This window comes from Diaphorobacter sp. LI3, assembly GCF_022807955.1.
Lineage (GTDB): Bacteria > Pseudomonadota > Gammaproteobacteria > Burkholderiales > Burkholderiaceae_C > Diaphorobacter > Diaphorobacter nitroreducens.
In genome coordinates this window covers 3,040,364-3,062,762 of sequence record NZ_CP094346.1, presented here as the reverse complement: position 1 = coordinate 3,062,762, position 22,399 = coordinate 3,040,364, and the positions used below count along the sequence as shown (strand labels likewise).

The window sequence follows — 22,399 nt, the reverse complement described above, 5'->3', positions numbered from 1 at the left end:
TTCAAGAATGACATTCGAAATGACCGCCGCACTGGCGTTGCTGGTGCTCACCGTGGTGTTGCTGGCGGTGCTGCTACTGCGCCGCCCGCGCGTGGACCTGCCGCCCGAATGGCTGGCGCGCCTGCAGTCGCTGGAATCCGCAGTGCAGGCCACGCAGCTGGCCGTGGCCAAGAATGACGGAGCGCTGGATGCCATGGCCCAGCAACTGCGCGGGTTCACCCAGACCACGCAGGCCCTGCTGGACGAGCGGCTGGCGCTGGCTGCGCAGGAGTCGCGCACCAGCCGCGGCGAGCTGCAGGCGTCCTTTGCCACGCTGCAGTCGCGTCTGGAGCAGCACCTGGCGCAGGCGCGCGCCGATGCGGCCGTAGCCCGCAAGGAGCAGGCGGATGCGCTGTCCGCCTTTCGTGCCGAGCTGAGCCAGACGGCGCAGGCGCTGGCGGCCGACAGCCTCAAGTCGCGCGACGCCATGGCCGAGAGCACGCAGCTCTTCGGCCAGCGCATTCAGGAGCGCTTCGAGGCGCTGAGCGGTACCACGCGCGGCACGCTGGACTCGCTCAAGGGCGACATCCAGGGCCAGTTGGGCACCATGTCGGGCGCGCTGCGCGACCAGCTGGAAGGCACCACGCAGCAGCTGCGCAGCCAGTTCTCGGCCCTGCAGGAGTCCATGGGGCAACAACTGTCCGGCCTGGTCGCCAGCAGCCAGAACAATGCCGAGGCGCTGCGGGGCGCGCTCAACGAGCGCCTGGCCGCCATCCAGGGCGATAACGCCGCCAAGCTGGAGGAGATGCGCCGCACCGTGGACGAAAAGCTGCACGCCACGCTGGAGCAGCGCCTGGGCGAGTCCTTCAAGCTGGTGAGCGACCGGCTGGAGCAGGTGCACAAGGGCCTGGGCGAGATGCAGACGCTGGCCGGCAGCGTGGGAGACCTGAAGCGCGTGATGACCAACGTGAAGACGCGCGGCACCTGGGGCGAAATGCAGCTGGGCGCGATCATCGACAACGTGCTCACGCCCGAGCAGTTCGCCCGCAACGTCAAGACCATGCCGGGCAGCGACGATCTGGTGGAATTTGCCATCCGCCTGCCGGGCAAGAGCGACGAGCAGCCCGTGTGGCTGCCCATCGACTCCAAGTACCCCGTGGAGCACTACCAGCGCCTGCTGGACGCGCAGGACACGGCGGACAAGGGGGCCATCGCAGCGGCGGGCAACGCCTTCGAATCCTCCATCCGCCTGGAAGCCAAGAAGATCTTCAGCAAATACGTGGCGCCTCCGTACACCACCGACTTCGCGGTGCTCTACCTGCCCACCGAAGGGCTGTTTGCCGAAGTCATGCGCCGCCCCGGGCTGGTCGAGGCGGTGCAGAACGACTGCCGCGTGATGATCACCGGCCCGGCCAATCTGGCGGCCATGCTCAGCAGCCTGCAGATGGGCTTCAAGACGCTGGCCATCGAGAAGCGCTCGTCCGAGGTGTGGAGCGTGCTGGGCCAGGTGAAGACCGAGTTCGCCAAGTTCGGCGACGTGGTGGAGGCTACGCGCAAGTCCATCGACGCGGCGGCCAAGAAGTTCGAGCAGGTGGATGTGCGCACACGTGCCATCCAGCGCAAGCTGCGCGGCGTGCAGGAGCTGCCCGCGCCGGAGCCGGCGGCGGGGCAGGGCGATGCAGCGGGCGCAACCTTGCCGGACCTGCTGATCGAAGACGAAGGCGAGTGACTTGAACCTGGCGCTCGCGCGGCTGATCGCCGGCCAGATCTGCATCCACGCCAGCATGGCGGGCATGCGCATGGCCGCGCCGCTGCTGGCGCTGCGCGAGGGCTACAGCGCGGCGGCCGTGGGCGTGCTGCTGGCGCTGTTCGCGCTCACGCAGGTGTTCCTGGCGCTGCCCGCGGGGCGCTATGCCGACCGCCATGGGCTCAAGCGCCCGGTGCGCCACGCGGTCGTCGCGGCCGTCCTGGGTGCCGGCGCGGCGCTGGTGTGGCCGACGTTTGCGGTGCTGTGCGTTGCGGCACTGCTCACCGGTGGCGCCACGGGGGCTGCCACGATCGCCTTGCAACGCCACGTGGGCCGCGCCGCGCACGGCGGCACGCAGCTGCGCCAGGTCTTCAGCTGGCTGGCCATCGGGCCGGCGGTGTCCAACTTCCTGGGCCCGTTCTGCGCGGGGCTGCTGATCGATCACGCGGGTGCGCAGGCGGGCGCGACCATGGGCTTTCGCGCGGCCTTCGCGCTCATGGCGGTATTGCCGTTGGCCACCTGGTTCTGGGTGCGCGGCACGCAGGAGATGCCGCCAGTGGTGGCCGCGGAGGACGGCACGCGCGCGCGGGCCTGGGACCTGCTGGCCGAGCCCGGCTTTCGGCGGCTGCTCATCGTGAACTGGCTGCTGTCGTCGTGCTGGGACGTACACACCTTCGTAGTGCCGCTGCTGGGGCATGAGCGGGGGCTGTCGGCCTCGGTGATCGGCTCCATCCTCGGCGCGTTCGCGATTGCCGCCGCGGTGATCCGCGTGCTCATGCCGCTGGTGGCCGACCGGCTGCGCGAATCCACCGTGGTCACCGGCGCCATGGTGGCGACGGCACTGCTGTTCGCGGTCTATCCGCTGCTGCCGACGGCCGTGACGCTGGGAGCGTGCTCGGTGCTGCTGGGGTTCGCGCTGGGCTCGGTGCAGCCCATGATCATGAGCATGCTGCACCAACTCACGCCCGCGCACCGCCATGGCGAGGCGCTGGGTCTGCGGCTGATGGCGATCAACGGCTCCAGCGTGGTGATGCCGCTGCTGTTTGGCACTGCGAGCGCGCTGGTGGGGCTGAGTGGCCTGTTCTGGGCCGTGGGCGCCACTGTGGGGCTGGGTGCGCGCGTGGCCTGGCGGTTGCGCGGCGAGGCGCCGGCCCCTCCGCCGCATCCCTGACAGGCCTGGACAGGCAAGGCGGTCCGCACGGTGCGCCGCTGGTGCGCGGTCAGAGTTCGTAGAACGTGCGGATGATGCTCCAGGCCTCGGCTGGGTCGTCGGTGTAGTGGAACAGCTGGAGGTCCTCGGGCGAGATCGTGCCTTGCTCCACGAGCGCCTCGAAGTTGATCAGCTTCTTCCAGAAGGCCACGCCGAACAACACGATGGGCACGGGCTTGGCCTTGCCGGTCTGCACCAGCGTGAGCACCTCGAACAGTTCGTCCAGCGTGCCGAAGCCGCCAGGGAACAGCACCAGGGCCTTGGCGCGCATCATGAAGTGCATTTTGCGCAGTGCGAAGTAGTGGAACTTGAACGACAGCGAGGGCGAGATGAAGCGGTTGCCGCTTTGCTCGTGCGGCAGCGAGATGTTGAGGCCCACGTTGAGCGCCCCTGCGTCGTGCGCGCCACGGTTGGCCGCCTCCATGATGCCCGGGCCGCCGCCGGTGCAGATGTACAGGCGCTCGGCGGGCGGGCGGCTCTCGCTGTACTCGGCCACCAGGCGCGCGAACTGGCGGGCCTGGTCGTAGTAATAGGCGTTCTTCACCGCACGCTCGGCGCGCGCAATGCGCTCGGTATCGCCGCTGGCGCGTGCATCGGCCAGTTGCTGCTCGGCCGCTTCGGGCGAGATGAAGCGTGCGCTGCCGTACACCACGACGGTGTGCTCGATGCCCTGCGCCGTCTGGCCCAGGTCGGGCTTCAGCAGCTCCAGTTGAAAACGGATGCCGCGCGTTTCGCGGCGCAACATGAACTCGGGGTCGGCAAAGGCGAGGCGGTAGGCGTCGGCGTGCAGCGGATTGCCGGCAACGGCGTAGTTGTGCAGCTCGGCCCAGGCATGCGCCAGGCGGCTGTCTTGAAGGTCGGTATTGGCTTGCATGGATGATTTTTCAGTGGAGGCGGCTGTCTGTGGGGCAGTCGCCGGGGTGCGCAGTGTAGCGAGGGGATTTTAATGAAAATGGCCTGTAGCGCTTATGTATCAAGCGCTAAAAGCTATTAAATTAATAGTGATCAAACGCCTTGCCGCGCGCCCGCCCACAGCCAGGGCAGGCTGTGCAGCCCGGCCCAGGTCATGCACAGCGAGCCGGCCACATGCAGCGCACACAGGCCCAGGGCCTGCGCCAGGCGCTGCTGCTGCAGCAGCCCGACCACTTCGGCCGAGAAGGTGGAGAAGGTGGTCAGCGCCCCCAAAAAGCCCGTGATGAGCAGCGCGCGCCAGACCGGGTCCAACTGCGGCAGTGCCTGGAACAGCGCCAGGCACAGGCCGATGAGGTAGCCGCCGATGAGGTTGGCCGCGAGCGTGCCCCAGGGCAGCAGCGCGCCCTGCGTGTTGAGCCACAGGCCCAGCCGCCAGCGCGCGAGCGCGCCGGCGCAGGCACCGGCGCAGATGGCAAGAACGTGGAACATCGGCGCATTGTAGGGAGGCGCTGCCGAGCGGCGGCGGCCTGGTCAACGCGCCGTCATTTGCTGCGGGAGCCAGGTCACGATGCCCGGAAACACATAGATCAGCGTGACGGCCGCGCACATCAGCAGGAACATGGGAGCGGTCACGCGGGCGATCCACGGCAGCTGCTTGCCCGTCATGCCCTGCAGCACGAACAGGTTGAAGCCCACGGGCGGGGTGATCTGCGCCATCTCCACCACCAGCACGATGAAGATGCCGAACCAGATGGGGTCGATGCCCGCTGCGCTCACCGTGGGCATCAGCACGCCCATGGTCAGCACCACCATGGAGATGCCGTCCAGGAAGCAGCCCAGCACGATGTAGAACACGGCCAGCGCCACCACCAGTTGCGCCTGGCTCAGCCCCAGCGAAGAGATCCATTCCGCCAGGTGCCGCGGCAGGCCGATGTAGCCCATGGCCAGCGTGAGGAAGGCCGCGCCCGCGAGGATCAGCGCGATCATGCAGTACAGCCGCGTGGCGCCCATGAGCGCGTCGCGAAAGCTCGCCCAGTTCAGCGACCCCTGCGCCGCGGACAGCACCAGCGAGCCCACCACGCCCACGGCCGCGGCTTCGGTGGCGGTGGCGATGCCCGTGTAGATGGAGCCCAGCACCGCGGCGATGAGCAGCACCACGGGAATCAGCGCGCGCGATTCGCGCAGCTTGTCCAGCAGGCCCATCTGCCGGTCTGCCGCTGGGACCTGGTCGGGGTGGCGCAATGCCCAGAACATGATGTAGCCCGAGAACAGCGCGGCCAGCAGCACCCCGGGCAGCATGCCGGCAATGAACAGCTTGGAGATCGATACCTCGGCCGTCACGCCGTAGACGATCATGATGATCGAGGGCGGGATCAGCAGGCCCAGCGTGCTGGCGCCGGCCAGCGTGCCGATGACCATCTTCTCGGGGTAGCCGCGGCGCGTGAGCTCGGGCAGCGTCATCTTGCCGATGGTGGCGCAGGTGGCGGCGCTGGACCCCGACACGGCGGCAAAGATGGTGCAGCCCACCACGTTGGTGTGCAGCAGCCGCCCGGGCAGGCCCTGCACCCACGGGGCCAGGCCCTTGAACATGTCTTGCGACAGCCGGGTGCGAAACAGGATCTCGCCCATCCAGATGAAGAGGGGCAGGGCGGTGAGCGTCCAGCTCGACGAGGAGCCCCAGATGGTCACCGCCATGGCGTCGCCCGCGGGGCGCGAGGAAAACAATTGCATGCCGATCCAGGCCACGCCCGAGAGCGTGAGCCCGATCCATACGCCGCTGCCCAGGATCAGGAACAGCGACAGGATCAACAGGCCGGTGATGGCAAGGTCACTCATGAAGGCGTCTTCCGGTCATTCGTTGCGCAGGGCTTCGCCCGGCGTGGCGCCCGCGCGCCGGCCCAGGAGCTGCAGCACCAGCTCGTCCGCGAAGGCAATCGCCATCACCATCGCGCCTACGCCCATGGACAGCTGCGGCAGCCACAGCGGCGTGGCGTCGCTGCTGGTGGAGATGTCGTTGAACGCATGCGACTGCCAGGCCAGCCGCACGCTGTAGTACGCGAACAGCACGGCCAGCAGCGTGCCCAGGGCCAGCGCGAACAGCTCCAGCGCCTGGTGCGCGCGCCCCTTGAGGGCGCTCAGCACCAGCGTCACGCGGATGTGCTCGCCGCGCTTGAGGGTATGCGCCAGCGCCAGAAAGCCCGCAGCCGCCATGAGGTAGCCCGCGTAGGCGTCGATGCCCGGCACATGGAAGCTGAGCTGCCGGCTCACGATGGACAGCAGCACGGCGCACAGAAGCGCCACCATGCACAGCGCCGCCAGCGCGGCGGCGCCGTCATAGAGGAAGTTCAACAGGCGTCGCATCGTGGTCTGGCGCGTGGAGGCTCTGGGCGTTGGTATGCGTTACTTGCGGTAGGCGTCGATCAGCGCCTTGCCGTCGGGCCCGGCCTTGTCCAGCCATTCCTTGAGCATGGTGTCGCCCACCTTGGCCATGTCGGCCTTCAACTGGCCGCTGGGCGGCACTACCTGCATGCCCTCGGCCTTGAGCTTGGCCAATGTGTCCTCGTTCACGCGGCGGCTGGCGGCCCAGCCGCGGGTCTCCGCGTCGGCGGCTGCCTTGAGCACGGCTTCCTGCACGGGCTTGTCCAGCGCATCGAATGCCTTCTTGTTCATGATGAGCGCGTTCTTGGGCAGCCAGGCCTGGGTGTCGTAGTAATACTTGAGGTGCTCGTAGAGCTTGCTGTCCACGCCCGTCGCGCCCGAGGTCATGGTGGACTCCACCACGCCGGTGGCGAGCGCTTGCGAGAACTCGGCGGCCTGCACCGTCACCGGCTGCGCGCCCACCAGCTCGGCGATGCGCGCGGTGGCGGGGCTGTAGGCGCGCCACTTGATGCCCTTCAGGTCGGCGGCGTTGTTCACGGGCTTCTTGGTGTAGATGCCCTGTGGTGGCCAGGCCACGGCGTACAGCAGCACCATGCCTTGCTCGGCCAGCTTCTTCTCCAGGAACGGTTTTTGCGCCTTGTACAGCTTCATCGACGCGTCGTAGCTGTCGGCCAGGAAGGGCAGGCTGTCCACGCCGAAGATCTGCCATTCGTTCTGGAAGTTGGCGAGCAGGATCTCGCCGAGCTGCGCCTGCGCGCCCTGCACGGCGCGCTTGATCTCGGGCGCCTTGAACAGTGCGGCGTTGGCATGCAGCGTGATCTTGAGCTTGCCTCCTGACGCCTTGTCCACGTCGCTGATGAACTGCGCCAGGTTCTCCGTGTGGAAATTGGTGGCCGGGTAGGCGGCGGCCAGGTCCCACTTGGTCTGGGCATGCAGGGCGGGGGCGCACAGGCCGGTGAGGGCAGCCAGTGCAACGGCGGCAAGGTTTCGACGCTTCATCTCGGGGATCTCCGCAGGGGTTGAGAAGAGAGGGGGCTCAGCGGGTTCACTGTAGCGGGGGCCACAGGGAAACGGCCTAGGTGATTCACCTGAATGTCGATAAATTGCCGGCAAATCATCGGGCTGCTCCCTACAATCAATCGACATGCACATCCCATGCCAATGCCATCTGTCGCTTTTGGCGCAGTCCTCGGAGTGAAACCATGACCGCAGCCGCCAGACCCAAGTCCCCGGCCCCCGCTGCCACTGCCAAGGTGGGCAAGGCCGCCAAGGCGCGCGGGCCCATCGTGTCGTCCGCGCACCTGGTGTCGGACCGCAGTGCGGAGATGAGCGAGTTCGAGTTCGGCCTCATCGTCGCGGGCAATGCGTTCCACCGCTGGGTGGTGCACTGCATGGCCGCGGCCGGTCTGCGCGACCTCACGCCGCTGGACGTGGTGGTGCTGCACCATGTGACGCACCGCGCGCGCGACAAGCGGCTGGCCGACATCTGCTTCATCATGAACGTGGAAGACACGCACGTGGTGAACTACTCGCTCAAGAAGCTGCTGGCGCTGGGCGTGGTGGCCTCCAGCAAGAACGGCAAGGACGTGACCTACGCCGCCACCGAGGCGGGGCGCGCCCATGTGCAGCGCTACCGTGAGATCCGCGAGAGCTGCCTGATCGATGCGCTGAATGCCGACGACGGCCTGAACCGCGACATTGGCGAGCTGGCGCGCCTGCTGCGCGTGCTGTCCGGCATGTACGACCAGGCGGCCCGTGCCGCGGCGTCCATGTGAAAGATGCTATTTATTTGATAGCTGTTGGCGCTTACCGGTAAAGCGCTAGAGGCCTGTTTGGCTTGAAGTGCCGACGGGTGATGGCAGATGCGTGGCAATGTCTTGCCAGGCCTGCACGGCGGCCAGGGCGGTGTGCATCTGCACCGTGTGCGCAAAGCGGAAGGCGTCGCCGTGCACCGTCTCGTCGGGGAACTCGGTGATCAGCGTCACCGGCGCATCGTGTGACGTCTGCGACTGCATGCAGGCGATGCCATCCAGCACCTCGAAGGGCAGCGGGCCTGCGTGGTGCTCGTAGAGGGCCCGCTGGCGTGCGTTGAAATCTGCCAGCCCCGGCACTTGCCGCAAGCGCGCGCACACGGCCTCCAGCAGCGCACGCGCGGGCCGCTGCCAGCCGGCGTGGTAGCGCAGGATGAGGAAGAACCCCTTGGGCAGCATCCACTGCTCGAATCCACGCGGCACATAGCCCGACAGCGGTCGCGTCCACTCATGCGCGGGGTAGCCATGCAGGTTCACATGCAGTTGCGCGCCCGACAGCGCCAGCGCGGTCTGGCGGGCCTCGCGCTCGTAGAGCGGCGCGTGGTCGCGGTATTCCACATCGTCGCCCAGCGCGGTGTAGCGCGCGGCATGGTGCATGTGGCCCGGGTGGCGGGCGCACAGCGCGCGGTGCAGAGCGTAGCCGTCGGGGTTCTCCAGCGCGATCAGCGCGAAGTGCGCGCCGGGTTGCGCCTGCAGCACTTCGGCGGCGCGCAACGCGCCCACGATGCCCGATGTCTCGTTGGCATGCTGGCCCGCACTGATGAACACCGGTGCCTGCGTGCCCGCGTGGTACTGCCCCCATACGGTGCGTCCCTGGCGTGACCGGGCACTGAAACGTTGCGCGGGCCAGGCGTGCAGGGTCTGGGTGATGCGATCAGGGGCAGGGGACTTGGCCAGCGTCGCCAAACTGGCCGGGGCGTGGGCCGTTGGGTGGGCTGGCAGGTCGTCGGCGCACGCCGCGAAGGGCAGCAGGTCCACCTGTACGTGCGGAGCGCCGTCGCCCGCGCGCACGTCGGGCACGATCTGCCCGGGCTGCAACCGGCGGTCGCCCACGGGGCGGCCGCTGTGCTGTTGGAAGAACTCCAGCAGCGTGAAGTACAGGTCCTCGTGCAGCGCCTCCAGGGTGCTTATGGTCTCGCCGGTGGCGCCCACGGGCTGCTCGTAGCCCGGCAGGTCCACGCGCAGCAGCAGGCGGTCGAAGTACGGCTCATGGTCCGGCCACGCGTGACCGCGCACCGCCTGCACCGCCGCGGCGAAGGCCTGCTCGTAGTCGGTGCATACGGCGGTGTCGATCAGGTCGGCAGCGCCTTCCTGTGCGCCCACGCGCAGCCAGCCGGTGGGCGAGAGCACCGTGGCGCCCGTCATGTCGGTGTGTACGCGGTTGGGTGCGTGCACGTGCTGCACGGTGCGGGTGCCGTCGCGCAGTTCCAGTTCCACGTGGTAGCCGCCACTGGCGTCGTCGTGGGGCTCCATGTGCAAGATGCCGCCCCCCAGCAGGGCGGCGAGCGGATAGGCCTCCAACCGAAAGCGCTGTGCAGGCCCGTGCGCCGCCAGCGGATAGCGCACGCGGGCCTGCACCACCTGGGTGCAATCCACGTGGTCCATGAAATGCTGTACCAGCGGCTTGTAGGCACTGTGAAAGCGGGCATGCACGCCTGCGGCTGCCAGCTGCTGCGCCGCAGCAAGGCGCGCGGCCTGGCTTTCGAACACCCAGCCTTCCACGTGACATCCGCGCCAGCGCGGCTCGCCAAAGCGCTGTACCCAGGCGTGCAGCGTGCGCTCCAGTGGCAGGTCAAGCAGCCGGGAACCTGTGGCGGCGGGCGGTTGGGTCATATGCGTGGGGGGGTGGTGAATATCCGGTATGGATCATGCAGGCTTGCAGATAAATTATCGGTAAATTGTGGGTTCTTTCTCCGCAATGTTTCACACGCGGCACACAAAGGAAACGGGTATGGCAAAGAAACTCTGGCAGTTCTGGGTGGATCGGGGGGGTACGTTCACCGATATCGTGGGCCGGCGCCCCGACGGCAGCCTGGTGACGCACAAGCTACTCTCCGAGAACCCCGAGCAGTACCGCGATGCGGCGGTGGCGGGCATCCGCCACCTGCTGGGGCTGGCGCCGGGCGAGGCCGTGACGCCTGAATTGGTGGAGTGCGTGAAGATGGGCACCACCGTGGCCACCAACGCGCTGTTGGAGCGCAAGGGGGAACCCACGCTGCTGGTTACCACGCGTGGCTTCAAGGACGCGCTGCGCATCGCCTACCAGAACCGCCCGCGCATCTTCGACCGGCACATCGTGCTGCCGCAACTGCTGTACAGCCGCGTGATCGAGGCACAGGAGCGCATGGGCGCGCACGGCGAGGTGGTACAGCCGCTGGAGGAAGACCACCTGAAGGAACGCCTGTGGGCCGCTTATGACGCGGGCCTGCGCAGCGTGGCCATCGTGTTCATGCACGGCTACCGCTATCCCGCGCATGAGGAAGCAGCCGCCCGCCTGGCGCTGGCTGCCGGGTTCACGCAGGTCAGCACTTCGCACGGCACCAGCCCGCTGATGAAGTTCGTGAGCCGGGGCGACACCACCGTGGTGGATGCGTATCTGTCGCCCATCCTGCGGCGCTACGTGCAGCAGGTGGAGGCCGAGATGCCGGGCGTGCCGCTGTATTTCATGCAGTCCTCGGGGGGGCTCACGGATGCGCACCGCTTCCAGGGCAAGGATGCCATCCTCTCCGGGCCGGCCGGCGGCATCGTGGGCATGGCGCGCACGGCGCAGATTGCGGCGCAGGCCGAGGCAGCGCCAGGGGCCGGTGCGGCCGGAACGCAGCCGCCGGTGCGCGTGATTGGTTTCGACATGGGCGGCACGTCCACCGACGTGAGCCATTTTGCGGGTGAGTTCGAGCGCGAGTTCGAGACCCAGGTGGCGGGCGTGCGCATGCGTGCGCCCATGATGAGCATTCACACGGTGGCCGCGGGCGGCGGTTCCATCCTGGAGTTCGACGGCGCCCGTTTCCGCGTAGGTCCCCAAAGCGCCGGCGCCAACCCCGGCCCCGCCAGTTACCGCCGCGGCGGCCCGCTGGCCGTGACCGATGCCAACGTGATGGTGGGCAAGATCCAGCCCGCGTACTTCCCGCGCGTGTTCGGCCATGGTGCCGACGAGCCGCTGGATGCGGCCGTGGTGCGCGAGCGTTTTGCGGCGCTGGCGGGCCAGACCGCAGGCGCGGCGGATGGCGCAGCCGCGCTGACGCCCGAGGCCTGCGCGCATGGCTTCATCCAGATCGCGGTGCAGCAGATGGCCAACGCCATCAAGAAGATCTCCGTGGCGCGCGGCTACGACGTCACGCGCTACACGCTGCAGTGCTTTGGCGGCGCGGGCGGCCAGCACGCCTGCCTGGTGGCCGATGCGCTGGGCATGCAGCAGGTGCTGGTGCATCCGCTGGCGGGCGTGCTGTCGGCCTACGGCATGGGGCTGGCCGACCAGAACGTGATGCGTGAGAAGGCGGTGGAGGCACGCCTCACACCCGAGGCGCTGCCCGGCATCACGGCCACGCTGGATGCACTGGCCCAGGCCGCCGAGGCCGAGATGGCGCAAGAGCGCCTCTCGGGCGGCGACATCGTGGTGCGTCGGCGCGTGCATGTGCGCTACGAGGGTACCGATTCGGCGCTGGCCGTGCCCTTTGGCGACCTCCAGGCCATCACGCGGGGCTTCGAGGCCGCGTACCGCCAGCGGTTTGCCTTCCTCATGCAGGGCAAGGCACTGATGGTGGAGGCGGTGTCGGTGGAAGCCGTGGTGGCGGGCGATGCGCCGGTCGAGCATGCGCAGGATCTGCAGCCCGAGCGCGAAGTGCCGCGGCGCGACACCGTGCGCATGTTCACCGTGGGCACGGACGGCACGCCGGCCTGGCACGACGCTGCGCTGGTGGTGCGCGAAGACATGCGCCCCGGCGACCTGCTGCAGGGCCCGGCCATCATTGCCGAGAAGAACGCTACCACGGTGGTAGAGCCGGGCTGGCAGGCACGGCTCACGTCCCTGGACCATCTGGTGCTGCACCGCCACCTGCCGCGCGCCCAGCGCCATGCCGCGGGCACGCAGGTGGACCCGGTGCTGCTGGAGGTGTTCAACAACCTGTTCATGAACATTGCCGAGCAGATGGGGCTGCAGCTGCAGAACACCGCGTACTCCGTGAATATCAAGGAGCGGCTGGACTTCAGCTGCGCGCTGTTTGACGCCGAGGGCCAGCTGATTGCCAACGCGCCGCACATGCCGGTGCACCTGGGATCGATGGGCGAGAGCATCCGCACCGTGATCGCACGCAACCGCGGCCACATGCGGCGCGGCGACGTGTTCGTGCTGAACGACCCATACCACGGCGGCACGCACCTGCCGGACATCACCGTGATCACGCCGGTCTACATCGGCGACGACCACGGTGAAGCGGCCGAGCCCACTTTCTACGTGGGCAGCCGCGGCCACCATGCGGACGTGGGGGGCACCACGCCGGGATCGATGCCGCCGTTTTCCACGCGCATCGAGGAAGAGGGCGTGCAGATCGACAACGTGAAGCTGGTGGATGCCGGCGTGCTGCGCGAGGCCGAGATGATTGCGCTGCTGGAGAGTGGCGAGTACCCCAGCCGCAACCCGCAGCAGAACCTGGCCGACCTGAAGGCGCAGATCGCCGCCAACGAGAAGGGCGTGCAGGAGCTGCGCCGCATGGTGGAGCACTTCGGCCTGCCCGTGGTGCAGGCCTATATGCAGCATGTGCAGGACAACGCCGAGGAGTCCGTGCGCCGCGCCATCACGCGGTTGGCCGCGCGCGTGCAGGACGGGCATTTCACCCTGCCGCTGGACAACGGCGCGCAGATCACCGTGGCCGTGCGCATTGACGCGGCCACGCGCAGTGCGGTGATCGACTTCACCGGCACCAGCGCGCAGCAGTCCAACAACTTCAATGCGCCCACGGCAGTGTGCATGGCCGCGGTGCTCTACGTCTTCCGCTCGCTGGTGGAGGACGACATTCCGCTCAACGCCGGGTGTCTCAAGCCCCTGCAGGTCATCATTCCGCCGGGCTCCATGCTCAACCCCAACCCACCGGCATCGGTGGTGGCGGGCAACGTGGAGACCTCCAGCTGCATCACCAACGCGCTGTTGGGCGCCTTGGGCGTGTCGGCGGCCAGCCAGTGCACGATGAACAACTTCACCTTCGGCAACGCGCGCTACCAGTATTACGAGACCATCTCGGGCGGCAGCGGGGCGGGCGGCCAGTTCGACGAGACGGGCGCGCTGGTGGGGGGCTTTGATGGCACGAGCGTGGTGCAGACCCACATGACCAATTCACGCCTGACCGATCCGGAGGTGCTGGAGTTCCGCTTCCCCGTGCGGCTGGAGAGTTACGCCATCCGCGCCGGTTCGGGCGGCGGCGGCCGCTGGAAGGGCGGCGACGGCGGCGTGCGCCGCATCCGCTTCCTGGAGCCCATGACCGCGAGCATTCTGTCCAACGGCCGGGTGCACGGCGCCTTCGGCATGGCGGGCGGGCAGCCGGGCATGCCCGGCGTCAACCGCGTCGTGCGTGCGGACGGCCGGGCAGAGCCGCTGCAGCACATCGGGCAGGCGCAAATGGAAGCGGGGGATGTGTTCGAGATCCACACGCCGGGCGGTGGTGGCTTTGGTGGCCGCTGAGTGCGTTTGAATGAAATAAGGCTCTAGCGCTTGTTGGTCAAGCGCTAGTAGCTATATTTTCAATAGCAAATCACGAATCGAGCGTGCTGCTGTCCGCCACGCGGCTGAGGCTGGGCGGCACCTTCTCGCCCGCGCGGCGCGCGCGAAACAGCGCGGCGCGCATCAGGAAGATGTTGGTCACGGGCACGGTGATGGCGATGAACAGGGCAATCAGCAGCGCATGCAGCGCCAGGCCGTTGCCCGTCACGGAGAAGTACACCAGCGTGGCATGCATGATGCACCAGCAGCCCATGGTGGCGATGATGGACGGTGCGTGCACGCGCTCGAAGTAGGTGGCCAGGCGCAGCAGCCCCAGTGACCCCATGAACGCGATGGTCGCGCCGCACAGCACCAGCGCGGACAGCACGATGTCCAGCCACAGCGGCAGTGCGTCGCTCATTCGATCACCTCGCCGCGCAAGAGGAACTTGGCCATGGCCGTGGAGCTGACGAAGCCCAGCAGCGCGATCAGCATGGCGGCCTCGAAGTAGTTGGTGCTGCCGTAGTAGATGCCCAGTACCAGCATGAGCAGCATGCCGTTGAGGTACATGCAGTCCAGCGCCAGCACGCGGTCCTGCGCGGCAGGGCCCTTGAGCAGGCGCACCAGGCACAGCACCATGGCCGCGGCCAGCAGGAACATGGCGATGGGCAGCGCCCAGGACAGTACGGAACCGGTCATTCGAAAATCTCCATCAGCGGGCGCTCGTAGCTCGCCTTGACGTGGTCGATGATGGCCTGCGCATCGTCCACCTCCAGCACATGCAGCATCAGCAGACTGCGGTCCAGCGACAGCTCGGCCCAGGAGGTGCCAGGGGTGATGCACACGATCATGGCCAGTACGGCGAGGGCGTTGGGGTCGCGCAGTTCCAGCGGAATCTTGACGAAGTCCGGCGGGTGGCGGCGCTGCGACGGCAGCAGCAGAAAGCGCAGCACGGCAAGGTTGGACCGCGTGGTGTCCACCATCACCGTGAAGCACAGCCGGATGATCGTGCCGAGGTGGCGCACGCGCACCTTCTGCGGGCGCAATTCGCTGAACAGCACCGGCAGGCCCCATGCGAGTACCAGTGCCAGCAGGACGTGGCCGATGCTGGTGGTGTGGTTGAGCAGCAGCCACATCACAAACAAACCCAGGGAGACCAGCGGGGCGGGCAGCAGCTTCTTCATCATGGCGCGGCCTTCGTGGTGGCAGAGCTTTCCGCACGCTCAGGCGTCGGCGTCGTGGTGGGGCCGGGAATGGGCGCGGCCGTCATCACGGCGCGTACATACGTGCCCGGCGCATGCAGCCCGTTGGCCGTTGCCTCGGTGAAACGCATCACGCCGTTGGCCTGCAGGGTGAGCGCCACGCAGGCCCCCAGCAGTATGGCGATGGGCAGCCCCTCCATCACGCGCAACTGGGGCGTGGGACGGTCGTGCGCGGCCCAGAAGTGGCGTATGCCCGAGCGCGTGAGCGCCAGCAGCGCCAGCAGGCCGGTGGCGATCATCAGCGCGATCAACGTCCAGCCCGGCAGGCCGGGCTGGGTGCCGGCCGAGGAGCCGAGCCCCAGCGGGTTTATCAGCGCCGTCAGCATCGCGAACTTGCCGATGAAGCCGGACAGCGGCGGTAGGCCCGCAATCACCAGCGTACAGGCCATGTAGGCCAGACCCAGAAACGCGGCCGCGGCGGGGATGACGCGGCCGACCAGCACTTCCTCGTCCTCGTCCAGGTTCAGGCCGGTGGTGGGCATTAGCTCGGGGGTGAGGAAGGGCGCCACGTCGTCCAGTTCGTAAGGCGCCAGCGACGCGCCATCGTTGCGCCAGCGGTCGATGAGGTCGGCCAGCAGGAACAGCGCGCTCACGGCCAGCGTGGAGCTGGGCAGGTAGTACAGCAGCCCGGCAGTGAGCGCGTTCTGCCCGAAGCCTGCTGCCGCCAGCAGCGTGCCCGACGACAGCACGGCCGCATGACCGGCCAGGTGGGTGAGGCGCTGCGAGGCCATCATGCCGATGGCGCCGAAGGCCATGGTGACCATGCCACCGCCGATCAGCCACAGGCTGCCGAACAGGGAGGAGGGACCGGCCTCGCTGCTGAACATCAGCGTCCACAGGCGCAGCAGCGTGTAGATGCCCACCTTGGTCATCAGGGCGAACAGCGCACCCACGGGCGCCGTGGCCGCGCTGTAGGCCGGCACCAGCCAGAAGTTCAGGGGCCACACGGCCGCCTTGATGAGAAACGCCGTGGCCAGGATGGCGGCCGCCGAGTGCAACAACCCCCGGTCGGCGGCCGACACCTGCGGGATGGCCTGCGCCAGGTCGGCCATGTTGAGCGTGCCGGTGATGCCGTAGAGCATGGACGCGCCGATCAGGAACAGCGAGGACGCCGCCAGGTTGATGGCAATGTAGTGCAGGCCGGCCTGCACGCGCGTGCGGCCGGCGCCGTGCAGCAGCAGGCCGTACGAGGCTGCCAGCAGGATCTCGAAGAAGACGAACAGGTTGAACAGGTCGCCCGTGAGGAAGGCGCCCCCCAGCCCCATGAGCTGCAACTGGAACAGCGTGTGATAGTGCACGCCTGCGCGGTGCCAGCGCGCACCGGCGAACACGATGGAGCACAGCGCCACGAAGCCTGTCAGCAGCAGCATCATGGCCGAGAGCCGGTCCAGCACCAGCACGATGCCGAACGGCGCCGGCCAGTTGCCCGGCAGGTACACACCCATGGTCGCGGGTGCTCCGGATTCGTGCGACCACAGCAGCAGCGCCACGGCCACCAGCAGCCCGAGCAGGGTGGACAGGATGTTCAGGCCCAGCTTCAGGCGCTGCTGCTCTTCCTTCATGGTGAGCAGCAAAGCGGCCGTGAGCATCGGCAGCCCGATGGGCGCCAGCATCAGGTGCGGCATGAGCAGGGAGGTCAGCTCCGCGATGCGGCTCATGGCATCTCCTGCGTTTCACGCGAGTGCGAGCCGTCCACGTGGTCGGTGCCCGACATGCCCCGCGAAGCCAGCAGCACGACGAGGAACAGTGCGGTCATGGCAAAGCCGATCACGATGGCGGTGAGCACCAGCGCCTGGGGCATGGGGTCGGCGTAATGCTGCAGATCCTGCGGCACGCCGGGCACGAGCACGGGCTCCTTGTCCACGGCCAGGCCCAGGCGACCCATGCTGAAGATGAACAGGTTCACGGCATACGACAGCAGCGACAGGCCCATGATGACCTGGAAGGTGCGGGGGCGCAGCAGCAGCCAGACGCCCGAGCCCGTGAGCACGCCGATGGACAGAGCCAGCACGATTTCCATCAGACGGCTCCTTGTGTGGCCGGGACGGCTGCTTGCTCGCTGGCCGCTTGTTGTTCTTCTTCCATGAGACGGGCGTGGTAACGGTGGCTGCGCACCGACTGGTGGGCGATGGCCGTAAGGATGAGCAGCGTGGAGCCGACGACGAGCGCGAACACGCCCATGTCGAAGAACATGGCGCTGGCCACGTGGAGGTCCCCGATCAGCGGCAGGTGCAGGTGCGCGGTGTGGCTGGTAAGGAACGGATAGCCCAGCGCCACTGCGCCCAGTCCGGTGCCCAGCGCCAGCAGCAGGCCGGAGGCAATCCAGCGCCGCGGATACAGGGGCAGGTGCGCCTCGACCCACGATGTGCCCGAAATGATGTACTGGAGCACCAGCCCCACCGAGAACACCAGCCCCGCCACGAAGCCGCCGCCCGGCTGGTTGTGCCCGCGCATGAAGAGGTAGAAGGCCACCAGGGCCGAGAACGGCAGCAGCAGCCGCACCAGCACCGCGGGCACCATCAGGTAACCGATGGCCGTGTCGTTGGCGTTGCGCGGGTTCAGCAGGTCGGTCTGTAGATCGGCCGGCAGGTAGCGCTGCTGCTCGGGCAGGTCCATGGTTTCCACCGCGGGGCGAAAGCGCCGCAACAGCGCATACACCGTGAGCGCCACGATGCCCAGCACCACGATCTCGCCGAAGGTGTCGAACCCGCGGAAGTCCACCAGCATGACGTTGACCACGTTGGTGCCGCCGCCCTCGGTGAGGGCGCGCTCCAGGAAGAACGTGGAGGTGCTCTGCGCGAAGGGCCGGCTCATCATGGCAAATGCCAGCCACGCCATGCCGCCGCCCGCGGCGACGGCCAGCAGCAGGTCGCGTACGCGCCGCGTGCGCGCCAGCGCGGCGCTGGCGGGCGAGGCGGGCAGGCTTTCGTCGCGCTTGGGCAGCCAGCGCAGGCCCAGCAGGATCAGGATGGTGGTGACCAGTTCCACGGCCAGCTGGGTGAGTGCGAGATCGGGCGCAGAGAACCACAGGAAGGTGATGCAGACGCACAGCCCTGCACCGCCCATGAGGGTCAGCGCCGCCAGACGGTGGTACTTGGCCTGCCAGGCCGAGGCCACGGCGCAGACCATGCCCAACGCCCAGATCAGTACGAAAGCGGGCGACAGCGGCAGCGTGCCCCGGTCTCCCAGCTGCAAGCCACGTGTGTACAGCGGCATGGCGGCGCCCACGAGCGTGACGAGCACCAGCCACAGCATCTGCCACTGCAGGCGGCGCGTGGACAGCAGGCGCCGCCCGCTGTGCCCCCAGCGCGTGATCTGCACCAGCACTGCCTCGAACACGCCGCGTCCGCTGACGCGGTGCATCAGTGGGGCGGCGTTGATGCGGCCTTGCTTGCGCTCCCAGCGCAACACCATGTACAGGGCGGTGCCGCCGACCAGCGCCACCAGGCTCATCATGAAGGGCGTGTTGAAGCCGTGCCAGACCGCCAGGCTGAAGGCCGGCAGTTCGCCCCCCACCACCGGCAGCGCCGCGGCATTCAGGTACTGGCCGATCGACCACGCGGGCAGCACGCCCACCACCAGGCAGGCGCAGACCAGCAGCTCCACCGGCACGCGCATCCAGTGCGGCGGCTCATGGGGCTCGTGCGGCAGATCGGTGGCGGGGGGGCCCCAGAACACATCGACGATGAAGCGCAGCGAATAGGCCACGCTGAACATGCCCGCGACGGTGGCCGCGATCGGCAGTATCTGGGCCACGGCCGGCGCAGCGTCGAAGAACACCGTCTCCGCGAAGAACATCTCCTTCGACAGGAAGCCGTTGAGCAGCGGCACGCCCGCCATGGCGGCGCTGGCGACCGTGGCCAGCGTGGCGGTGACGGGCATCATGCGCCGCAGGCCCGAGAGGCGCCGTATGTCCCGCGTGCCGCTTTCGTGGTCGATGATGCCCGCGGCCATGAACAGCGACGCCTTGAACGTGGCGTGGTTCATGATGTGGAACACGGCGGCCACGGCGGCCAGCGGGCTGTTGAGGCCCAGCAGCAGCGTGATCAGGCCCAGATGCGAGATCGTGGAATACGCCAGCAGGCCCTTGAGGTCGTTCTGAAACATGGCCGCGTAGCCGCCGATGAGCAGCGTGGCCAGGCCCGCGCCGCCCACCAGCCAGAACCACGGCTCGGTGCCGCCCATGACGGGCCACAGCCGTGCCAGCAGGAAGACGCCCGCCTTCACCATGGTGGCCGAGTGCAGGTACGACGACACGGGCGTGGGCGCAGCCATGGCGTTGGGCAGCCAGAAGTGGAACGGAAACTGCGCACTCTTGGTGAACGCCCCCAGCAGCACCAGTACCAGCGCCGTGAGGTACATGGGGTGGTCGCGCACCAGCTCGGCTGCGCCCAGCACGCGGTCCAGGTCATAGCTGCCCACGATGTGGCCCAGCACCAGCATGCCGGCCAGCAGGCACAGTCCACCCGCGCCCGTCACGGTGAGGGCCATGCGCGCGCCCCGGCGGGCGTCTTCGCGGTGGTGCCAGTAGCCGATGAGCAGGAACGAGAACAGGCTGGTGAGCTCCCAGAAGAACACCAGCTGGATGATGTTGCCCGACAGCACCACGCCGGCCATGGCGCCCATGAAAGCCAGAAAGAACGAGAAAAAGCGCGGCACCGGGTCCGCCGGCGACATGTAGTAGCGTGCATACAGCACCACCAGCGTACCGATGCCGAACACCAGCATGCTGAACATCCAGGCGAACCCGTCCATGCGGATGACCAGGTTCAGGCCCAGGGCAGGCAACCAGGTGATCTCCTCGCGCAACACGCCCGCTTCGGCGATCTGGGGGAAGTACAGCGCCGTTTGCACCGTGCAAAACAGCGCGACCAGGCCCGCGAGCGTGGACTCGGTATTGCGCGCATTTGCGGGCAGCACGGCCGCCAGCAAGCTGCCCACAAAGGGAAGAAGAATGAGGAGGGTCAGAGGCATCAGCGTCTGATTCTAGGGCGTCGCCCCTTCCTGCATGCTATGAAAACCCGAGCAAGTGGCGGCGAATACGCTGCCGTCCAGCGCGTTATGGCGCGCGGCTGCCGGTGTGCGTCAGCGTGAGAAGGGGCTGTCGCCGGCCCCCGCGCTGGAGGCTGCAGGCGCGCCCGCGGGCGTTGCTACGGTTGGATAGGCGGCGCCATTGACGGTGAGCCCCTGCGCCGACAGCCGGGCGGCGGCCGCGGGGCCGATGCCCTTCACGCGTGCGATCAGGTCGCTCCAGTCCTGAAAGGGCCCGCGTGCCCGCTCTGCCAGGATGCGCGACGACATCGCCGGCCCGATGCCCCTGACGCCATCCAGGTCCGCTTCGCGTGCGTGGTTCACGTCCGCGCCGGCCAGCGCGACGGCGGCATGCAGCAGCACGAGCGCTACGCTCGCATGCCGCAGGGCCGCAGGCATGCGCACGGCTACAGCTCCTCGACGCGCCGTGCCGGATAACTGTCCCAGGTCTGGCAGCCCGGGCATTGCCAGAAGTGCTGGCGTGCCTCGAACCCGCAGGCTGCGCAGCGGTAGCGCGTGAGCGGCTTTGCCGCCTGCTCCAGCGCGCGCTGGATCTGCGGGTGGAACTGCTCATGGGTCAGCGTCTCGCCTGCCAGCCACTTCGTCGCGGCGACCAGGGAGGGCTCGCGCTCCAGGTGGCGCACGTACCATTCGCGCCCAACGGCCGCAGTGTTCGCGTTGGCAGCCTCCAGCGCCACCACCGCTTCCAGCAGATCCAGGGATGGCATGTCCTCGTAGTGGTGCTGCAGCAGCGCCTGGGCCTGCGGCGCTTGTCCCGTGGCGGTGGCGGTCTCCACCAGCAGCGGTGCGGCCAGCGGCAGCGCGGCGGGTGCGGCCTGGGCGAGCACTTGCAGGGTGTCGAAGGCCGCTTCGGGCTGGCCCTGGCGCTGCTGCAGCCGCGCCAGCTCGATGCGCGCGCGCGGCGCCTGGGGCGCCGTGGCCAGGGCCTGCTCCAGCAGCGCCTGGGCGGCGGGCAGTTCGCCATGGGCTGCCAGCGCCAGCGCCTGCTCGCACAGGTAGTGCGCCAGCCGGGTGCTGAAGTCGCCCTGCTGCGCATCGTGCATGCGCCGTGCAATGTCCGACGCCTGTGGCCAGTCGCGCGAACGCTCGTAAATGGCCAGCAGGGCCATGCGTGCCTGGCCCTCGAAGGCGCTGCCCTCCAGGCGGCGCAGTGCGTCTTCCGCGCGGTCGAGCAGGCCTGCCTTGAGGAAGTCCAGCGCCAGTGCATGCTGTGCGCGCTCACGGTCGGCGCGGCTCAGGTCGCCGCGCGACAGCAGGTGCTCGTGTACCCGCACGGCGCGGTTGTACTCGCCGCGGCGGCGAAACAGGTTGCCCAGGGCGAAGTGCAGTTCGGTGGTGTCAGGGTCGTTCTGCACCGCCTCGATGAAGGCATCGATGGCCTGGTCTTGCTGCTCGTTGAGAAGGTAGTTCAGGCCCTTGAAGTAAGCCTTGGGTGCGCGGCGGTTCTCCTCGCGCATCTGCCGCAGGTCGAAACGCGAGGCGAACCACCCCAGCCCGAAGGCCAGCGGCAGCCCCAGGAAGATCCAGCTTAGGTCAAATTCCATGGACGGGTGGCTGCGGCAGGGCGGGGTCGACCGCCGCCGGAGATGCGGCAGGGGACGCGGGGGCGGGCGCGGCGGGGCGCGGCAAGGCCTGGTGCGCGCGGCGCGCAGCGCTGCGGTGGCGCCACCAGCGCGGCACCATGCCCAGCACGCCTACGGCCACGCCAAGCGCGAAGGCCGTCAGCACGATCAGCACGGCCGGTGCCGTCCACTGCGTGCCGAAGAAAAAGTACACCGTGGCGTCCTGCTGGTTGTTCAGCGCGAACGCGAACAGGGTAAAAAAAATGGCTGCCTTGAGCAGCCACAGGAGGTATTTCATGCATCTCCCCAGTGGTGGCGAGATTCTACGGGCAGCGTAGCGGCCTGAGCGGCAGGCGGCAGGCCATCCGTTGGCCTCAAGCCAAAAACGGCTCTAGCGCCCGCCCAGCAAGCGTGAACAGCTATGGTTTTATTGCGCCTGTACGCCCTGCAGTTCAGCGGTGCGCTGGTCCACGGTTTCGCGCAGGGCCTTGCCAGGCTTGAAGTGGGGAACGCGCTTTTCGGGGATATGCACCGCCTCGCCGCTGCGCGGATTGCGGCCCATGCGCGGGGGGCGGCGGTTGACCGAGAAGCTGCCAAAGCCGCGGATCTCGATGCGGTGCCCGCGCACCAGTGCATCGCTCACGGCGTCCAGAATGGTCTTGACGGCGTATTCGGCGTCGCGCTGGGTGAGCTGCCCAAAGCGGGCAGCCAGTTCTTCGACGAGGTCAGATCGGGTCATGGGACGGCATTCGGGCAGAGGTTGATGTGACAGCGGGCGCTACCAGAGCGCCCGCTG

20 protein-coding genes are annotated in these 22,399 nt (G+C 68.2%); 4 read left to right on the top strand and 16 right to left on the bottom strand.

All coding sequences use genetic code 11. From position 1 onward, the window contains the following. Positions 1-7 precede the first annotated feature (7 nt). Positions 8-1,708, top strand: a complete 1,701-nt coding sequence (gene rmuC / locus MRB47_RS14210; protein WP_252101006.1) for a DNA recombination protein RmuC — start codon at positions 8-10, stop codon at positions 1,706-1,708. Position 1,709: 1 nt separating this feature from the next. Next, on the top strand, positions 1,710-2,897 hold the full coding sequence (locus tag MRB47_RS14205; protein WP_172206651.1) for an MFS transporter: 1,188 nt from the start codon (positions 1,710-1,712) through the stop codon (positions 2,895-2,897). A 49-nt stretch (positions 2,898-2,946) separates the two neighbouring features. On the opposite strand, the gene MRB47_RS14200 is transcribed toward MRB47_RS14205, so the two are convergent. The 5 genes from MRB47_RS14200 to MRB47_RS14180 all read right to left on the bottom strand — a co-directional run bounded on the left by MRB47_RS14200 (position 2,947) and on the right by MRB47_RS14180 (position 7,226). After that, positions 2,947-3,810, bottom strand: coding sequence for a TIGR00730 family Rossman fold protein (locus MRB47_RS14200; protein WP_011805687.1), 864 nt, complete (start codon positions 3,808-3,810; stop codon positions 2,947-2,949). A gap of 131 nt (positions 3,811-3,941) precedes the next feature. Further along, a complete protein-coding gene (crcB, locus tag MRB47_RS14195) occupies positions 3,942-4,337 on the bottom strand; it encodes a fluoride efflux transporter CrcB (protein ID WP_011805686.1) in 396 nt (131 codons plus the stop codon). Between the two features lie 42 nt (positions 4,338-4,379). Further along, positions 4,380-5,684, bottom strand: coding sequence for a TRAP transporter large permease (locus MRB47_RS14190; RefSeq protein WP_252101005.1), 1,305 nt, complete (start codon positions 5,682-5,684; stop codon positions 4,380-4,382). A gap of 15 nt (positions 5,685-5,699) precedes the next feature. Continuing rightward, positions 5,700-6,209: a TRAP transporter small permease gene (locus MRB47_RS14185; RefSeq protein WP_252101004.1), complete on the bottom strand. Its 510-nt coding sequence runs from the start codon at positions 6,207-6,209 to the stop codon at positions 5,700-5,702. Positions 6,210-6,248: 39 nt separating this feature from the next. After that, positions 6,249-7,226 (bottom strand): TRAP transporter substrate-binding protein, encoded by a 978-nt coding sequence (locus MRB47_RS14180; protein ID WP_252101003.1) that lies wholly within the window; start codon positions 7,224-7,226, stop codon positions 6,249-6,251. Positions 7,227-7,429: 203 nt separating this feature from the next. Here MRB47_RS14180 and MRB47_RS14175 point away from each other — a divergent pair, with 203 nt between their 5' ends. Further along, positions 7,430-8,002, top strand: a complete 573-nt coding sequence (locus MRB47_RS14175; RefSeq protein ID WP_015912995.1) for a winged helix DNA-binding protein — start codon at positions 7,430-7,432, stop codon at positions 8,000-8,002. A 45-nt stretch (positions 8,003-8,047) separates the two neighbouring features. On the opposite strand, the gene MRB47_RS14170 is transcribed toward MRB47_RS14175, so the two are convergent. After that, a complete protein-coding gene (locus MRB47_RS14170) occupies positions 8,048-9,871 on the bottom strand; it encodes a peptidase M14 (protein WP_252101002.1) in 1,824 nt (607 codons plus the stop codon). 118 nt (positions 9,872-9,989) lie between these two features. Here MRB47_RS14170 and MRB47_RS14165 point away from each other — a divergent pair, with 118 nt between their 5' ends. After that, entirely contained in the window at positions 9,990-13,709 is a 3,720-nt protein-coding gene (locus MRB47_RS14165; RefSeq protein WP_252101001.1) for a hydantoinase B/oxoprolinase family protein, read from the top strand. 70 nt (positions 13,710-13,779) lie between these two features. Here the strand turns inward: MRB47_RS14165 and MRB47_RS14160 are convergent, their stop codons facing one another. The 10 genes from MRB47_RS14160 to MRB47_RS14115 form a co-directional block, all read right to left on the bottom strand. Beyond that, positions 13,780-14,148: a monovalent cation/H(+) antiporter subunit G gene (locus tag MRB47_RS14160; protein ID WP_123676476.1), complete on the bottom strand. Its 369-nt coding sequence runs from the start codon at positions 14,146-14,148 to the stop codon at positions 13,780-13,782. After that, complete coding sequence (locus MRB47_RS14155; RefSeq protein ID WP_011805678.1) at positions 14,145-14,426, bottom strand: K+/H+ antiporter subunit F; 282 nt, start codon at positions 14,424-14,426, stop codon at positions 14,145-14,147. Before MRB47_RS14155 ends, MRB47_RS14160 begins: the two co-directional genes overlap by 4 nt. Beyond that, entirely contained in the window at positions 14,423-14,914 is a 492-nt protein-coding gene (locus MRB47_RS14150; RefSeq protein ID WP_015912998.1) for a Na+/H+ antiporter subunit E, read from the bottom strand. The genes MRB47_RS14155 and MRB47_RS14150 overlap by 4 nt, the downstream gene beginning before the upstream one ends. Beyond that, positions 14,911-16,647 carry a monovalent cation/H+ antiporter subunit D gene (locus MRB47_RS14145; protein ID WP_088887029.1) on the bottom strand — a complete coding sequence of 579 codons (1,737 nt, stop codon included), beginning with the start codon at positions 16,645-16,647 and terminating at the stop codon, positions 14,911-14,913. The genes MRB47_RS14150 and MRB47_RS14145 overlap by 4 nt, the downstream gene beginning before the upstream one ends. Beyond that, positions 16,644-17,009 (bottom strand): Na+/H+ antiporter subunit C, encoded by a 366-nt coding sequence (locus MRB47_RS14140; RefSeq protein WP_011805675.1) that lies wholly within the window; start codon positions 17,007-17,009, stop codon positions 16,644-16,646. The genes MRB47_RS14145 and MRB47_RS14140 overlap by 4 nt, the downstream gene beginning before the upstream one ends. Then, positions 17,009-19,963: a monovalent cation/H+ antiporter subunit A gene (locus MRB47_RS14135; protein ID WP_252101000.1), complete on the bottom strand. Its 2,955-nt coding sequence runs from the start codon at positions 19,961-19,963 to the stop codon at positions 17,009-17,011. The genes MRB47_RS14140 and MRB47_RS14135 overlap by 1 nt, the downstream gene beginning before the upstream one ends. A gap of 111 nt (positions 19,964-20,074) precedes the next feature. After that, entirely contained in the window at positions 20,075-20,419 is a 345-nt protein-coding gene (locus MRB47_RS14130) for a ComEA family DNA-binding protein (protein ID WP_252100999.1), read from the bottom strand. An 8-nt stretch (positions 20,420-20,427) separates the two neighbouring features. Next, positions 20,428-21,585, bottom strand: coding sequence for a lipopolysaccharide assembly protein LapB (gene lapB / locus MRB47_RS14125; protein WP_252100998.1), 1,158 nt, complete (start codon positions 21,583-21,585; stop codon positions 20,428-20,430). After that, complete coding sequence (locus tag MRB47_RS14120; protein ID WP_252100997.1) at positions 21,575-21,901, bottom strand: lipopolysaccharide assembly LapA domain-containing protein; 327 nt, start codon at positions 21,899-21,901, stop codon at positions 21,575-21,577. Before MRB47_RS14120 ends, lapB begins: the two co-directional genes overlap by 11 nt. Positions 21,902-22,030: 129 nt before the next feature. After that, positions 22,031-22,342, bottom strand: a complete 312-nt coding sequence (locus MRB47_RS14115) for an integration host factor subunit beta (RefSeq protein ID WP_011805670.1) — start codon at positions 22,340-22,342, stop codon at positions 22,031-22,033. Between the last annotated feature and the right edge of the window lie 57 nt (positions 22,343-22,399).

What these genes read in the sequence shown, in the direction of transcription:
- MRB47_RS14180 (WP_252101003.1), bottom strand. Translation starts at nt 7,226, where the DNA reads ATGAAGCGTCGAAACCTTGCCGCCGTTGCACTGGCTGCCCTCACCGGC.
- MRB47_RS14160 (WP_123676476.1), bottom strand. Translation starts at nt 14,148, where the DNA reads ATGAGCGACGCACTGCCGCTGTGGCTGGACATCGTGCTGTCCGCGCTG.
- crcB (WP_011805686.1), bottom strand. Translation starts at nt 4,337, where the DNA reads ATGTTCCACGTTCTTGCCATCTGCGCCGGTGCCTGCGCCGGCGCGCTC.
- MRB47_RS14150 (WP_015912998.1), bottom strand. Translation starts at nt 14,914, where the DNA reads ATGATGAAGAAGCTGCTGCCCGCCCCGCTGGTCTCCCTGGGTTTGTTT.
- MRB47_RS14190 (WP_252101005.1), bottom strand. Translation starts at nt 5,684, where the DNA reads ATGAGTGACCTTGCCATCACCGGCCTGTTGATCCTGTCGCTGTTCCTG.
- MRB47_RS14175 (WP_015912995.1), top strand. Translation starts at nt 7,430, where the DNA reads ATGACCGCAGCCGCCAGACCCAAGTCCCCGGCCCCCGCTGCCACTGCC.
- MRB47_RS14115 (WP_011805670.1), bottom strand. Translation starts at nt 22,342, where the DNA reads ATGACCCGATCTGACCTCGTCGAAGAACTGGCTGCCCGCTTTGGGCAG.
- MRB47_RS14130 (WP_252100999.1), bottom strand. Translation starts at nt 20,419, where the DNA reads ATGCCTGCGGCCCTGCGGCATGCGAGCGTAGCGCTCGTGCTGCTGCAT.
- MRB47_RS14140 (WP_011805675.1), bottom strand. Translation starts at nt 17,009, where the DNA reads ATGGAAATCGTGCTGGCTCTGTCCATCGGCGTGCTCACGGGCTCGGGC.
- MRB47_RS14185 (WP_252101004.1), bottom strand. Translation starts at nt 6,209, where the DNA reads ATGCGACGCCTGTTGAACTTCCTCTATGACGGCGCCGCCGCGCTGGCG.
- lapB (WP_252100998.1), bottom strand. Translation starts at nt 21,585, where the DNA reads ATGGAATTTGACCTAAGCTGGATCTTCCTGGGGCTGCCGCTGGCCTTC.
- MRB47_RS14135 (WP_252101000.1), bottom strand. Translation starts at nt 19,963, where the DNA reads ATGCCTCTGACCCTCCTCATTCTTCTTCCCTTTGTGGGCAGCTTGCTG.
- MRB47_RS14200 (WP_011805687.1), bottom strand. Translation starts at nt 3,810, where the DNA reads ATGCAAGCCAATACCGACCTTCAAGACAGCCGCCTGGCGCATGCCTGG.
- MRB47_RS14165 (WP_252101001.1), top strand. Translation starts at nt 9,990, where the DNA reads ATGGCAAAGAAACTCTGGCAGTTCTGGGTGGATCGGGGGGGTACGTTC.
- MRB47_RS14155 (WP_011805678.1), bottom strand. Translation starts at nt 14,426, where the DNA reads ATGACCGGTTCCGTACTGTCCTGGGCGCTGCCCATCGCCATGTTCCTG.
- rmuC (WP_252101006.1), top strand. Translation starts at nt 8, where the DNA reads ATGACATTCGAAATGACCGCCGCACTGGCGTTGCTGGTGCTCACCGTG.
- MRB47_RS14120 (WP_252100997.1), bottom strand. Translation starts at nt 21,901, where the DNA reads ATGAAATACCTCCTGTGGCTGCTCAAGGCAGCCATTTTTTTTACCCTG.
- MRB47_RS14145 (WP_088887029.1), bottom strand. Translation starts at nt 16,647, where the DNA reads ATGAGCCGCATCGCGGAGCTGACCTCCCTGCTCATGCCGCACCTGATG.
- MRB47_RS14170 (WP_252101002.1), bottom strand. Translation starts at nt 9,871, where the DNA reads ATGACCCAACCGCCCGCCGCCACAGGTTCCCGGCTGCTTGACCTGCCA.